Raw genomic sequence first — 13292 nt, forward strand, 5'->3', positions numbered from 1 at the left:
CAACGATCGGAAAGCTTGTTCATTAGGACTATGCATGTTCAGGTTGAAAAGTTCATATGGTTCAAAGAGAGTGGCTAGTCAATGGACGGAGGAGGAGAGCCATGACTCGTGTTGCGGTAATGGTCATTCATGGTCTGGGTATGCAAAAGGAAAATTATGCGGATACACTGATTTCGCGATTGCATAAGGAATTGGATCAGGTTATGGTGTTGCCGGGAGCAGCCAAACAGATGCTGGATATTGAGCCCGTATTTTGGGCTGACGTATTTGAGGATCGGGAAGAGGCGCTGTTTCAGCAGCTTGTCAGCTCTCAGGGATTGAACTATCAAGTGTTGCGTCGATTTGTTATACATTATCTGGCTGATGCCGTCGCGTATCAACCTGTGGAAAATCAAGGGCATAATTATGATGCGGTACATTATACGCTGAATCGGGCGATGCACGCACTTGCACAACGAAATGGGCCAGAAGCTCCACTCTGTATCATTGCACATAGTTTGGGAGCTGTGATTGCAAGTAATTTCTTCTATGATCTGCAATATCCGTCTAGTCGCACGCCCTCCATCGTGGATGTTACTTCCGCATTGGAACGGGGAGATACCTTAACGAGCTTTTATTCCTTTGGAACGACATTGCCATTATGGAGCTTACGGTATCATGATTTTAGCCGGCCGATTCAGGTACCTTCACCGTTGGCAGGGCAGTACTTTCCTGGGCTTGAAGGGGAATGGATTAACTTTTATGATCGGGATGATATTCTGGGTTACCCACTGCGACCTATTGATCCTGCCTATGAGGCAGCGGTCAACGAAGACGTGGAAATTAACTCTGGCGGTGTAATTGGGAGCTGGAATCCGTTGAGTCATGGTGGATATTTCTCGAATGGAACCATGAATCGGAGAATTGCACAGGGTTTGGCTCGAACCTGGACGTGGGTGAATCGTGGATCACGTTAAATGTCAGATATGGAGGGAGGATAATAATTATGGAATGCAGGACAGGCTGTGCCGCATGCTGTATCGCGATTTCTATCTCATCGCCGATACCCGGGATGGCTGACGGCAAGCCCGCAGGTGTGCGCTGTGTACAACTGACGAAGGACAATCGCTGCGGAATCTTTGGTCAGAAAGAGCGCCCCGATGTATGCAGCGGATTACAGGCTTCGGAAGAGATGTGTGGCAGCACAGATCAGGAGGCGTTTGAACGATTGAGCTGGCTGGAACAGGAAACTGCCCCGAGTTCAGCGTGACAGAGTTGTTTTGAGGGAAAAGGATAATTATACTTAATATGGAAGGGGTTTGAGAAAAGAAAGGGGTATGGGATGAATGGGACTTGCCAAACGGTTTGTAATGGTCGTTGTGAATATGATTGGAGAACTGTGGATGGGATTCTACAGGCGAAACTCAGACTTCTATGACAAGCAGACTTCAGAGTCAAAAAGCAAACTTGGCTATTATGCATTTATTATTGGGGCGGCCGCTGTAACTGTGGGCATTGTGAGTTGGATGTATAGTCGGGTTTATTCATAAAATGAGCAAACAAATAAAAGAGAGTATCCGCAGTCTGGAAATCAGTCGGATACTCTCTTTGGTGTGTCCACTTCCTATTTACTTGACCGAAGAATGGTTCTCGCCCCTTTTTTCCTCAACATATGCATGAGAATCATCTTAAGGAGCGAAGAGACGATAAAGAATATAAATAAGATGCGAAACAACTGATATCCGGACACCACCGATAGGTTGGCATTGACTTCATGGGCCATGATGCTCATCTGATCCATTCCGCCAGGTGCCATGCTCAACAATGACGTAGCGGCCGAGAGAGAGAACATCCTCATTAATATATAGCTCAAGCCAAGCGAACCTGCAATGAGGAGAACACTGCTTGATCCTTGGACGGGGATTGGCTCATTACGAAGCAGGACAGGGAGCTGATTCATCCACTGTCCTGTTGAATGGTTATCATTTATCTGTTCGCGGCAAGAACACGGGCAGATGTCTTCGGTTCTTTGAACATCATATAGTACATCAGCGATGAAATTACGTATAAACTGCCTGTAATGCTGAACGTGATCGCGTAACCCCAATACGTGCCATAAGTCGTCACGAGGTAGGATTGCACGGGTCCCATGGTGGCCCATCCAATCATAAAGGCGGTCTGCATCAGTGAATTGGCGATTCCACGGCGTTTGTCCGATACTCTGTCTACCAGAATGGCGGATTGAATCGGATTAGCTGCATTCATCAGCGCTTGTCTGAATAAGAAACTCACTGAAGCGATGAGCAGTAGATTCGTAAATCCAGTCAGCAGCAGGAAGGGCAGTGACATAACCTGGAAGATGACGACAGCTCGAACACTTCCCACCTTGGCCGCAAGTGTAGGTCCAATCAGCATCGATACAATGGTCATGATCTGACCCAATGAAATGAGCAGACTCATAGCACTTAAGGATACCGAAAAACGGTTGGTGAAATACAGATTCAAATAAGGCACAACCAGTCCAGAACCAAACCCGATTAATAATTGGGTTATGACAAATTGACCGATCAAACGGGAATCTTTCTTTTGGCTAAGAGTAACGTTCTTGCTGCCTTGTACTGCGGAATGAACGACATCCTGTTTGCCATCCGTTGCAGATGTTGCAGATTCAATGACAGGTTGCGCCGGAGTATCCGCTTGTGGTGCCTTCTTATCCTCGGATACAAACAACATCGGAATAAACGCAACCAGTGTAGCTGCCCCACCTACGAACAATACCGTTTGCAAACCAGTGACTTTGGCAAGGCCAGCCGTATGAAGCAGGTCTGCAAATATGCCACCACCCAAGCTGCCGAGTACCTGAGAAGCGAGTACGAGGCAGGAGTAATAGCTGAACATCTTCAGTCGTTGACTTTTTTTCACATTCTCAGCGAGGAAGGGAATGGCCAGTACCTGAAATACGCCAGCGAAAAGTCCTGAAAATACAGCAAACCAGATCAGTCCGCTGGCAGAATAATCGAAGGAACGGCCAATCAGAAATATTCCGCTGAACAAGGCGCCGGTAATCAGCAGCCGCTTACGGCTGAAGAAATCGCCGCATAGTCCGATGGGAACAAACATAATCGCTGTCGCAAGTGATTGAATACTTACAATCTGGCCGTTCATTGTATCATTGTAGCCGAGACCCTGAATGTACAGATTGTACAAGACAGAGAACATGCCATTTCCGATCTGATACAAGATGCTTGCCAGAAAAAACAATTGAATATTGCGGGACCAGCCCCGAATTTCAGCATGAATCTGTTGTAGAAGTCTCAAGTGGTTTCCCCCAGTCTGCCTGTGCAGTGATTTTAGTTTAACAGGAATGGGGGATTTGCGGAAGAATTGACCACTGTTTATTTTGCAGTAGGGGATTCCAGCACTCGGGCAATCACGAATCCATCGTAGCCTTTAGTGCCTACAGTCTGCAGTGCGGTAGCTTCAAGACGTGGATTATCTGCAATTAATTTCAGGAAAGACTGAACGCCCTGAACTCTGTTGTCCGTACTGTCTGCATTGATAACTTCACCGTCCCTGACGATGTTGTCACCAATAATCAGACTTCCCGGACGAGCCAGACGCAGCGCCCATCGCAAATAGTCGGGATTACTCGGTTTGTCAGCATCGATGAAGATGAAATCAAAGGGTTCTCTGTACTCTTCCTGAACGTCGGGAAGAGTAGTCAGGGCAGGACCTACTCGAAGATCAACCTTGTGCATAAGTCCTGCACGCGTGATGTTGGTTCGTGCCATCTCTGCATGGCGTGGATCTGCTTCCAGTGTGACGATACGTCCGTGTTCGGGAAGGGCTCTAGCCATCCAGATCGTACTGTATCCGCCAAGCGTCCCGATTTCCAACACACGAGTTGCGCCTTGTATTTGAAGCAGGAGCTGAAGCAATTTCCCTTGATTAGGTGCTACATCATGAGCGGGCAAGCCGGCTTCCGCATTGGTAAGTAGTGCCTGCTCCAGCAGGAGATCCGAGGGGATTAATAAGGTGTTCAAATAGTTGTCGACTTGACTCCAGGTTTGCTGTTGAGTAGAACCATTCACATTGTTCATCGTTACATGTTCCTTTCCGATTGCATGTATTGGATTTCATACTTCAACTATAAAGGGAACAAATACATAAATAAAATATATATTATGTATGTTAATATAACTTTAGATTATATACTTCAAGTGAAGAAGGTGTTGCGGTTGAATTTGCACGGATTACGATTGTTTCATGCCATCGTGAGATATGGAGGAGTCACGCGTGCGGCGGAAGAACTCAACATTAGCCAGCCAGCGGTATCCTCTCAGGTGAAGAAGTTTGAGCGGGAATTGGGCATTCAACTATTTGCTTCGGAGGGGAGAAGACTGGTTCTTACCGATGCTGGAATGCAATTAACAGGCTACGCGGAACGTCTGTTCATGCTGGAGCAGGATGTCGAGAACTTTGTGCAGGATTTTCGTGCAGGCAAGAAAGGGCTGATTCGCCTTACCGCAACCTATTTGCCCTCGAATTTTCTGCTGCCGGGCTGGATTGCCCGTTTCAAGCAAATGCACGAGGATGTGGAGCTGGTTGTGAGCACAACCAATACTCGGATGGCTTTTGACCAACTGCTGCGTTATGAGGCCGAGATTGCGGTTTATGGTGGAAGTGGCATTACACATTCAGGTGTTCATTGGGACGAATTGTTTGAAGATGAAATGTGGTTTGTGGTACATCCCGATCATCCCTATGCGGGAAAGGAAATTGAGCTTCGGGAGATGGTGGCAGAGCCTTTCATTATGCGTGAAGAAGGCAGCGCTACACGGGAGCGTCTGGTCTCTCTCTGCACAACAAATAACCTGGCCGCTCCCCGCATTGCGCTTCAGTTCAATGGGTTGAACGAAACGATTAGTGCGGTGAAGGCAGGTTATGGAGCCAACTTTATTTCTTCTCTGGTCGTAAAGGAAGATGTACAACAGGGCAGGTTGGCACGTGTATTCGTTCGAGGTGTACAGTTGAAAAACACCGTAGCCGTCTGTACACGAGCAGGGGAAGTGTTATCTCCTGCTGCACAGCATCTGGTTGAACTCATCAGACAGGAAGCATCATTAATGAAATGAATCGTTCAATAATGGCATGAGAGCTAACGTTAAATGTCATCCGTCGACGTTGCTTTGGTCGTTCCTCTGGAGTATAACCGTGCGTACAGGGTGACTCCTCCAACGATCAGAACAGGTATCCAGACTGCCATCATGGGTACGTGGTGGAACAACATCGCAGCTAGAATAACGCCGCCCAAATAGATCACAACGGCACCTGCGCGAAGGTATGCATCTGCTGATAGCGCTTTGACCAGCGAGCGGATATTGGCGTGTCGCAGTCGCTGAAGGATGCTTACCGCATCCTCAACCACGGCGGCCAGATTATTGGTAAGCACGGTCGTTGAGATACCGGCAATCCCAATGCGGCGTGCCGCAGTCGTTTGCATCCCCATGGCGGTGGCCAGCATAGCAATCAGCAAATAGGATACTTGTTCCGAATAAGGACTGATCATAGCGATGGCAAAGAGCAGAAGCAATATACTTTCTACAGTGAACACAGCTGTGACCCTGGAAGACCAGCCATTTTTCGTCTGCACATGTCCGATCATGTATGCCGCAATGGCATTACCAGCAATAAAACCAATGAGGGCAAGGAGTGCACGCAGCACAACCAATTCCTGAGCACGGGCAATCGCGATCCCCAGCAGCACAATATTACCCGTCATATTGGCTGTAAGCACATGCCCTAGTCCCAGGTATCCGATCACATCAACCATTCCAGCAGACATGCATAACAGCAGCATTGCGTACTTTTGGAGGGTATTTTGATTCATAATCATCCGTCCTTTCAAAAAAACGTAACCCCTCCAGTATACATCCACAACGCATGATCCTTCAAAATGAAGTTTATGATGAAGCCCAATTTCCCATAGCAGCAAACTTGTTTAAATCATGCCTACTCTGTAGCTAAGGTGCTGCAAGCCAGTCAAACATATTGTTCACTGCCGCCTCATGCATCCTCTCCTGAAAACGATGATCCTGTCCCCCATAAGCATGAAATGTAACGTTGGCACCTCTACGTTTCAGCCAATGATACATCCGGGTTCCATGACTGTAATTCACCTGCGTATCAGACGTGCCATGCATGATGAGCACAGGACAATGGAGTTTGTGTGCCTTCGACAAGGGAGAACGGGCGAGATAAGCTTCCGGAACTGAACGTGGCGAACCGCCAAGCACCCTTTTCAAAGTACGTCTCAAGTCGGTTCGTTCATGATAGGTGCGTTCCACATCGGCGACACCGCTCCAAAGCACCAGTTTATGTACCTGCTGAGGTCCTTCATTGTAGGTTGTTGCTGTATGTACGGCATTAATCGCTCCACGCGAAAATCCCATCATTGAAATTCGCTTCGTATCGGCAAAGGGCCACTCTTGCACAAGTCGGTAAGCGGCATGTACATCTTCGGCATCTCGTCCGCCATACTCGTCACGTCCTTCGCCACCTTCGTTACCACGATATGATGGAGCGAACACGATATAACCTTTATGGACAAATTGCTCCAGCCAAGCGGTATTTACCCCACCATAGTTGCCCAACCCACCGCGGCAATAGATCAGAACCGGCCAACGTGCATCAATACCGTCCATGGTGTGTTGTTCTACAGGAGGGTAGCGGCTTGCGAGCTGTTGCATTTGCATGGATTCTTGCGTTACGGTGAAGCCTTGGAAGGCAGGGCTGCTATGAGTGTTTTCTAACGGCGAGAAGGCGTGTAAGAAGCAGCCGTCAGGCAGGCATAAATAGCCTTTTACCCGAAGCGCATCGGACGAATACGTCACATGATAGAGCAGGGGGATCGACCTCTTTCATCGGAAATGGCGTGCCAATTGACCATGATTCTTCTTTAGGATGCGCCTAAACGAGGTTCCCATACCTTTCCTCCAGCAGCAGCCGTTCGGTGCGAGAAATTCGTTTATTGGCTCCATATGATTTATAATGGTTCAGGAGACATGTGAATTGACCTCTGTCCTCGTATTTATAAAACTAACTTTAGTGTGCACGAAGAAAGGAAGAAAACCATGATGAACGCTCCACATCCGATTGATCAATTCAAGAAATTTAAATATGAAATTACGAGATTTATGATGATTTATAAATTTGCTTTGGATCAAATGGAGACCAAAATCGAGGTGCTGAAGGAAGAATTTCAGTCCCTGCATGATTACAGCCCGATCGAACATACGAAATCCAGATTAAAGTCACCTGAGAGCATTATGAACAAGATGTTCCGCAAAAATCACGAGTTAACCTTTGAAAGCATCAAGGAAAATATTAAGGATATCGCGGGTGTGCGAATTACCTGCTCCTTTATCTCCGATATCTACCGGATTAAGGATATGCTGTGCAATCAAAGTGACCTGCGTGTGCTAGAAGTGAAAGATTATATCCAGAATCCGAAGCCAAACGGTTACCAGAGCCTTCATCTTCTGGTTGAAGTGCCTGTTTACATGTCTAATGGACAGGAGCGGGCGTGTGTGGAAATCCAGATTCGTACGATTGCGATGGATTTCTGGGCGAGCCTGGAGCATAAAATCTTTTATAAATACAATAAAGATGTTCCCGAGCGTTTAACGAAAGAACTGAAAAGTGCAGCAGACTCTGCCAACGCACTGGATCAACAAATGGAGAGACTGCACCGGGAGATTCAGGAGATCAAGGACGCCGAGAATGAGCGGGATGAAGAAGAACTACGCCGTATTATCATTAACAATCAACAGTTCACGCTACCTTCCAACCTGCTCAAGCTGTTAGGAAACGGGGAACAATAAGGAAACGTGAACTACCGCAGGGAAAGGAATATGTTATTCATATGAAAAGTACACCAGCTTCATTAAGCACCAATTCTACATCCCGTGTACGTATGGCATTGATTCTGGGGACACTGTCGGCCTTTGGGCCGCTGTCCCTGGATATGTATTTGCCAGCACTGCCTACACTGGCCGATGAATTCCAGTCATCCACTTCTTATGCCCAGCTCAGTCTAACGGCATGTATGGTCGGACTGGCCGCAGGGCAGCTGCTGGCTGGACCTCTAAGTGATGTACGTGGTCGTCGTGCGCCGCTTATTGCAGGTCTTATTCTCTATACGATCGCCTCCATACTCTGTCTGGTCAGCCCAACGATGGGCTCTTTTGTTGTGCTGCGTTTCATTCAGGGTGCAGCGGGAGCTGCGGGAATTGTCATCTCGCGTGCAGTGGTGAGGGATGTGTATTCCGGGCCGGAGCTAACACGTTTCTTCTCACTCTTAATGCTGATTAATGGGGTCGCACCCATTGCTGCACCAATTATCGGCGGGCAATTGCTTGCGTATACGTCGTGGCGTGGCGTATTTATTTTGCTGAGTATCATCGGGATTTTGACTTTAGTTGCTGTCGTGGTTGGTCTTGGAGAGACACTGCCTGCAGAGCGACGATCTAGCGGAGGACTGAAGCAGACGCTGATTACATTCCGCAAAATTGCAGGGGATCGCCTGTTCATGGGATATGCTTTAACCCAAGGGTTTGTATCTGCTGGTATGTTTGCCTACATATCGGGTTCGCCGTTCGTGCTTCAAAAAATATATGGCATTTCCCCGCAAATGTTCAGTATCTGCTTCGCCATTAACGGTCTGGGCATCATATTGGCAAGTCAGATTGCCGGAAGACTTGCAGGTAAAGTATCAGAAACTCGTCTGTTGATCGCAGGACTGATAACTGCTGCTCTGGGAGGAACATCGCTGCTCATCGCCATTCTAGCAGGAGGTAATCTGATTTCGGTCCTGATCCCGTTATTTCTCGTGGTATCCAGTGTGGGGCTGGTTAATACGGCTTCCTTCTCACTGGCGATGGCTAATCAAGAGAAATCAGCAGGCAGTGCATCAGCACTTATTGGGGTTATGACGTTCCTATTTGGTGGTATTGTCGCTCCGCTTGTAGGTCTTGGAGGAGAAGGCACAGCTGTGCCAATGGGCATTGTAATCGCTTGTGCGGATCTTGGTGCATTGATGATTTACTTTGTTATGGTAGGCAAGAACGGTAAACGTCAGGGTGAAAAACGCCTGGCGTGAAATGTATTGCATTGTTGCTATGATTAGATAAATGCTTGCTGATAATAAGAAATAATGTAGCCATAAAAAAGCGCTCCAATTGGAAGGTTTTGTCCTCCAACTGGGGCGCTTGTTCTATGTGTGAACGTGATCTAGCAGAGAGCAAACAAAATCTGTGTATTGAGCAGGATACCTGGAGTCAGGAACGGATAGAAGTAACCAATGACAAAACCGAACAGATTGGTGGATGGCCACATTAAGTAAACGTCATTGTATGTGAATACGAGAGACCAGCGGTTATAACAGAAATTTTGCAGTACACGTTGCTCAGGATCACGAGGTGTTGCTACTCCTGATTGAGCAAATTGCACAGCCTGGGTCAGATTCTGTGGTTGTTGCTGGATAAATAGCGGTAGAAGACCAGGGCTGCTTTTGATCAGGTTATACAGAAAAACCATCTCAGCCGGGGGCTGACCTACCGGGCGTGGATAAGCGCTTAGAAGGGTAGGCAGATTGCCTTGTGATAGCTGAGCGGGCACACCCGGTGCCGTACCGGGTACGCCTCCAGGAAAGTAAGGAGGTTGACCGCCACTACCTCCACCGGGAATGAATGGGGGATAGGAACCTGGTGATCCCGGAAAACCTGGCACAGGCTGACCTCCTGGAGCGCCTCCTGGGAATAGTGGGGGCAATTGAAACGAACGATCCTCATCATATCCTGAATAGGTGTTATAAACGTAATCCATGTACGAACATCCTTCCTGTCATCGTATTCTTGAATTAGCTTATGGCGGCATCAGCCTAAATGTGAATTGTTCGAATGAAGGGCTTTCGATCTTAAAAGGCAAAAGCTGCATTGACAACTTCGTTGATAACAATTATCATTGTCAATGGAATTGGACAAAAGTACATACCAGTATTATATGCATGAATAATGTATAAACGTCTAAGTCTGTCATAACAACTCATTCCATTGAGGTGTTCATATTGAAAGGGGATAGTCACTTGTTTAAGAAAAATAAAAAAATGGTCATGCTTCTGATCACTGTAATGGTCATGTCCATCTGGCTGGCAGCATGCGGATCGAAACCAGTAGACAACGGTACAGCAGCAGGAGAGAACAATACAGCAACGGAGACAGAGACACAGACAGAAGCTCCGACAGAACGTACATTGACAGATGCAATGGGTCACGAAGTGAAAATCCCTGCAAATCCGGAGCGTATCATCGCTTCGTATCTGGAAGATAATCTGGTTACACTTGGCGTTAAGCCAGTTGCCCAATGGTCCGTAGCCAACGGAATCCAGGAGTATCTGCAAAAAGATCTGGACGGCATTCCAACGATTGCCTTCGATCTTCCTTTCGAAGCGGTAACAAGCTTCAACCCGGATCTGATTATCATCGGTTCCGAAAGTGTGGTTGAAGGCGAGAAATACGCACAATACAGCAAGATCGCGCCTACTTATGTACTTGGCGACGAGGTCAACAGCGACTGGCGCAAAGCGCTGCTGAAAATCGGCGAAATTCTGAATAAAGGCGATGAAGCACAAAAAGCGCTGGATGATTACGAAGTGAAAGCCACAGAAATCAAGGAGAAAATCAATACCGTTACAGGTGGAACGAAATCGGCAGCGGCCATTTGGTTGGTTAGCGGCAAATTCTTCATCGTAAGTGACAATGTATCCAGTGGTGAAGTGATGTACAAGGAACTGGGTCTTGCTGAGCCTGAAGTTGTGAAAGAAATCTCTGCTAATGCGACAGGTAACTGGTCTTCCATCTCGCTGGAAAAATTGGCAGAAATGGATGTAGACTATTTGTTCTTTGTGAATAGTGATGAAGGTACTGGTTCAGAAGCACTGAAAGATCCGGTATGGCAAAGCATCCCAGCAGTGAAAAATGGTAACTTATTCGAATTTACCCGTTCGAGCAGCTGGTTGTATAGTGGAGTTCAAGCGAACCTTCAAATTATGGAAGACATTCAGAACAGTATTGTAAAATAATAGATATCAAATACGAATCCGAATGTGTATACTCCTTGGTGCGATGAGCACCAGGGAGTTTTTTGTGATTTCAACATTTTACGATATATAATAACTAATGAAGTGAAGCTCGTGAGTATCGTTTTACAATTACGGAAGGGGATAGCTAATGATGCATACTTTGGATCCGCGAGAATTGACGGGCAGAGATAACTATAAACTGATGAGTGGTTCGGTGGTACCGCGCCCAATCGCATTTGTGACAACACTTTCTCATGATGGTAGCGTCATTAATGCAGCGCCCTTTAGTTTTTTTAATATAGTCAGCTCTGACCCGCCGATATTATCCATATCCATCGGTCGCAAGGATGGCGTTATGAAAGATACGGCTCGCAATGTGCTTTCCTTGCAAGAACTGGTAGTACATATCTGTGATGAATCGATTGCTCTTGACATGAACGAGACTGCTGCCATGCTGGAGCCCCACGAAAGTGAGCTGGAACGGACAAATCTAACGACTGTACCAAGTACGGTGGTCTCCGTACCAGCAATACAGGAAGCACTCATTCGGATGGAGTGTAAGTTGTATCAGCATATACTGATATCGAACGATGAGGGAAAACCTGTGAGTGATTTGCTTCTGGTTCGCATTGTACAATACCATTTCAGTGAGAACGTGTATGATCCTGCCACCAAATATATATTGATGGATCAGCTGAAACCGATTAGCAGACTGGCTGGAAATGACTATGCCAAACTTGGCGAGAGATTTACGGTGGTAAGGCCGGAGTAGCAGCGGAGCAGGCTGAACGATCTATTGAAGCATGGGTCCGGATAAGATAATAATAATCGTCGTTTAATAAGGCGGACAACATGTGCGGAATTCGCATATGTTGTCCGCCTTTGCTTGTTTCGTGAACATAAAGGGGGCAAGCCCTGAATAGACTTGTACTATATCCTGCACATGTGACAAGAACCCATTTATATATAAGGAGGTTGGAGCCGATGAACCAACTTGATGGAACCGTAGCCGCAAGTATCATAGGAATTGGAACGGCATTGCCTATTCACCGCATTGAGCAAAAGGATGTGTCTGCTCGGCTCGCACAAGCGCTGGAGCATGAACCGGATTCCAGACGATGGGCCAAGCGAATATTCAACCAGTGCGGTGTCGAGACGCGTTATTCATGTGAGCCGAACCTGCTGGAGCCAGTAGAGTCTTGCCGTTATCTGCCCTTTACCCAGGCGGAGAACGTTCCGACCACAGCCGAACGTATGGCCAAATATAAGGAAGCAGCCGTTCCGCTTGGAATCCAGGCAGCGCGTCAGGCACTCGAGGATGCCATCGTTTCGACTTCAGAGATTACACATCTCATTACCGTCAGTTGCACAGGGCAATTCCTGCCCGGTCTCGATGTTCGGCTGATTCAGCAGCTTGAACTATCGCCGCGTATTAACCGGATTCCGCTTGTGTTCCAGGGATGCGCCGCTGGTCTGAAAGCTGTACAGTTAGCAAATTCAATTGTGACGAGTGAGAAAGACGCTACAGTTCTTATCGTATGTGTGGAGCTGTGCACCCTTCATTTTCAGCCTTCCGCTAAGCGGGATGACCTGTTCGCAGCCTCCTTCTTCGGTGATGGCGCATCTGCCTGTGTTGTGGGCCTGTCCGGAACAGGACGCAAAGAACTGTTCAGATTGGGTAGCGGGCATTCCGTGTTGCTGCCAGACTGTTCTGAAGAGATGATCTGGGAAGTGGGCAATACCGGCTTCGATCTGTATCTCTCGCCACAGATTCCGAAGCTGCTGGGTTTACATCTTGGTCCAGAGGTTGAACGATTACTAAACGGCAGCGATCTACCAGAAATCTGGGCGATCCACCCCGGAGGCAGAGGTATTGTGGATGCGGTGCAGAAGCTGTACCAGCTGTCAGATGAACAGGTCGCTTACAGCCGAAACATTTTACGGGATTATGGAAATCTATCCTCTGTGACGATTTTGTTTGTTTTACAAGCCATCCGCGATGATTATCGTAAAAATGAAGAAGCTTCCAGCGGAATTGCACTTGCATTTGGACCGGGTTTAACAGCCGAATTGCTTCCTTTTACTTATGTTCCTGCATCCGTTGAAGAAAGAGAAACAGTGAATCAAGGCGCAATTTAAAAGAATCGGAATTACCAATCTGATAGCAGAGGAG

At 47.3% G+C, this 13292-nt stretch carries 15 protein-coding genes; 9 read left to right on the forward strand and 6 right to left on the reverse strand.

The window, feature by feature from the left end; translation table 11 throughout:
• The first annotated feature begins 101 nt into the window (after positions 1 to 101).
• The 3 genes from BLS14_RS02995 (at position 102) to BLS14_RS03005 (ending at position 1529) form a co-directional block, all read left to right on the forward strand.
• Positions 102 to 956: a chemotaxis protein gene (locus tag BLS14_RS02995; protein ID WP_072732562.1), complete on the forward strand. Its 855-nt coding sequence runs from the start codon at positions 102 to 104 to the stop codon at positions 954 to 956.
• 29 nt (positions 957 to 985) lie between these two features.
• Entirely contained in the window at positions 986 to 1249 is a 264-nt protein-coding gene (locus BLS14_RS03000) for a YkgJ family cysteine cluster protein (protein WP_090949443.1), read from the forward strand.
• A 76-nt stretch (positions 1250 to 1325) separates the two neighbouring features.
• Positions 1326 to 1529: a hypothetical protein gene (locus BLS14_RS03005; RefSeq protein ID WP_064638863.1), complete on the forward strand. Its 204-nt coding sequence runs from the start codon at positions 1326 to 1328 to the stop codon at positions 1527 to 1529.
• Between the two features lie 74 nt (positions 1530 to 1603).
• Here the strand turns inward: BLS14_RS03005 and BLS14_RS03010 are convergent, their stop codons facing one another.
• From BLS14_RS03010 to BLS14_RS03020, 3 genes are all read right to left on the reverse strand, one after another.
• Entirely contained in the window at positions 1604 to 1939 is a 336-nt protein-coding gene (locus tag BLS14_RS03010; protein WP_090949446.1) for an AbrB family transcriptional regulator, read from the reverse strand.
• Between the two features lie 26 nt (positions 1940 to 1965).
• Complete coding sequence (locus BLS14_RS03015) at positions 1966 to 3297, reverse strand: MFS transporter (RefSeq protein ID WP_090949449.1); 1332 nt, start codon at positions 3295 to 3297, stop codon at positions 1966 to 1968.
• Positions 3298 to 3374: 77 nt separating this feature from the next.
• A complete protein-coding gene (locus BLS14_RS03020) occupies positions 3375 to 4079 on the reverse strand; it encodes an O-methyltransferase (RefSeq protein ID WP_090949451.1) in 705 nt (234 codons plus the stop codon).
• 138 nt (positions 4080 to 4217) lie between these two features.
• Between BLS14_RS03020 and BLS14_RS03025 the strand changes: the two genes are divergently transcribed.
• Positions 4218 to 5114: a LysR family transcriptional regulator gene (locus BLS14_RS03025; protein WP_090949453.1), complete on the forward strand. Its 897-nt coding sequence runs from the start codon at positions 4218 to 4220 to the stop codon at positions 5112 to 5114.
• 29 nt (positions 5115 to 5143) lie between these two features.
• On the opposite strand, the gene BLS14_RS03030 is transcribed toward BLS14_RS03025, so the two are convergent.
• Positions 5144 to 5869, reverse strand: coding sequence for a YoaK family protein (locus BLS14_RS03030; RefSeq protein WP_072733459.1), 726 nt, complete (start codon positions 5867 to 5869; stop codon positions 5144 to 5146).
• Between the two features lie 133 nt (positions 5870 to 6002).
• Entirely contained in the window at positions 6003 to 6872 is an 870-nt protein-coding gene (locus tag BLS14_RS03035) for an alpha/beta hydrolase family protein (RefSeq protein WP_090949455.1), read from the reverse strand.
• Between the two features lie 243 nt (positions 6873 to 7115).
• Between BLS14_RS03035 and BLS14_RS03040 the strand changes: the two genes are divergently transcribed.
• Entirely contained in the window at positions 7116 to 7862 is a 747-nt protein-coding gene (locus BLS14_RS03040; RefSeq protein WP_063563616.1) for a GTP pyrophosphokinase, read from the forward strand.
• A 41-nt stretch (positions 7863 to 7903) separates the two neighbouring features.
• Positions 7904 to 9139 (forward strand): multidrug effflux MFS transporter, encoded by a 1236-nt coding sequence (locus BLS14_RS03045; RefSeq protein WP_090949457.1) that lies wholly within the window; start codon positions 7904 to 7906, stop codon positions 9137 to 9139.
• 131 nt (positions 9140 to 9270) lie between these two features.
• On the opposite strand, the gene BLS14_RS03050 is transcribed toward BLS14_RS03045, so the two are convergent.
• A complete protein-coding gene (locus tag BLS14_RS03050; RefSeq protein WP_063563402.1) occupies positions 9271 to 9864 on the reverse strand; it encodes a hypothetical protein in 594 nt (197 codons plus the stop codon).
• A gap of 259 nt (positions 9865 to 10123) precedes the next feature.
• Between BLS14_RS03050 and BLS14_RS03055 the strand changes: the two genes are divergently transcribed.
• From BLS14_RS03055 to BLS14_RS03065, 3 genes are all read left to right on the forward strand, one after another.
• On the forward strand, positions 10124 to 11119 hold the full coding sequence (locus tag BLS14_RS03055) for an iron-hydroxamate ABC transporter substrate-binding protein (protein ID WP_256336132.1): 996 nt from the start codon (positions 10124 to 10126) through the stop codon (positions 11117 to 11119).
• Positions 11120 to 11270: 151 nt separating this feature from the next.
• Positions 11271 to 11891, forward strand: a complete 621-nt coding sequence (locus BLS14_RS03060) for a flavin reductase family protein (RefSeq protein ID WP_090949460.1) — start codon at positions 11271 to 11273, stop codon at positions 11889 to 11891.
• A 212-nt stretch (positions 11892 to 12103) separates the two neighbouring features.
• Positions 12104 to 13258 (forward strand): type III polyketide synthase, encoded by a 1155-nt coding sequence (locus BLS14_RS03065; RefSeq protein WP_090805783.1) that lies wholly within the window; start codon positions 12104 to 12106, stop codon positions 13256 to 13258.
• The last annotated feature ends 34 nt before the right edge of the window (positions 13259 to 13292 follow it).

It is taken from the genome of Paenibacillus sp. OK060 (assembly GCF_900101205.1).
GTDB lineage: Bacteria > Bacillota > Bacilli > Paenibacillales > Paenibacillaceae > Paenibacillus > Paenibacillus marchantiae.

Excerpts from the sequence above, each read along its gene's own strand:
- BLS14_RS02995 (WP_072732562.1), top strand. The coding sequence starts at position 102 with ATGACTCGTGTTGCGGTAATGGTCATTCATGGTCTGGGTATGCAAAAG.
- BLS14_RS03000 (WP_090949443.1), top strand. The coding sequence starts at position 986 with ATGGAATGCAGGACAGGCTGTGCCGCATGCTGTATCGCGATTTCTATC.
- BLS14_RS03005 (WP_064638863.1), top strand. The coding sequence starts at position 1,326 with ATGGGACTTGCCAAACGGTTTGTAATGGTCGTTGTGAATATGATTGGA.
- BLS14_RS03010 (WP_090949446.1), bottom strand. The coding sequence starts at position 1,939 with ATGAATCAGCTCCCTGTCCTGCTTCGTAATGAGCCAATCCCCGTCCAA.
- BLS14_RS03020 (WP_090949451.1), bottom strand. The coding sequence starts at position 4,079 with ATGAACAATGTGAATGGTTCTACTCAACAGCAAACCTGGAGTCAAGTC.
- BLS14_RS03030 (WP_072733459.1), bottom strand. The coding sequence starts at position 5,869 with ATGAATCAAAATACCCTCCAAAAGTACGCAATGCTGCTGTTATGCATG.
- BLS14_RS03040 (WP_063563616.1), top strand. The coding sequence starts at position 7,116 with ATGAACGCTCCACATCCGATTGATCAATTCAAGAAATTTAAATATGAA.
- BLS14_RS03045 (WP_090949457.1), top strand. The coding sequence starts at position 7,904 with ATGAAAAGTACACCAGCTTCATTAAGCACCAATTCTACATCCCGTGTA.
- BLS14_RS03050 (WP_063563402.1), bottom strand. The coding sequence starts at position 9,864 with ATGGATTACGTTTATAACACCTATTCAGGATATGATGAGGATCGTTCG.
- BLS14_RS03060 (WP_090949460.1), top strand. The coding sequence starts at position 11,271 with ATGCATACTTTGGATCCGCGAGAATTGACGGGCAGAGATAACTATAAA.
- BLS14_RS03065 (WP_090805783.1), top strand. The coding sequence starts at position 12,104 with ATGAACCAACTTGATGGAACCGTAGCCGCAAGTATCATAGGAATTGGA.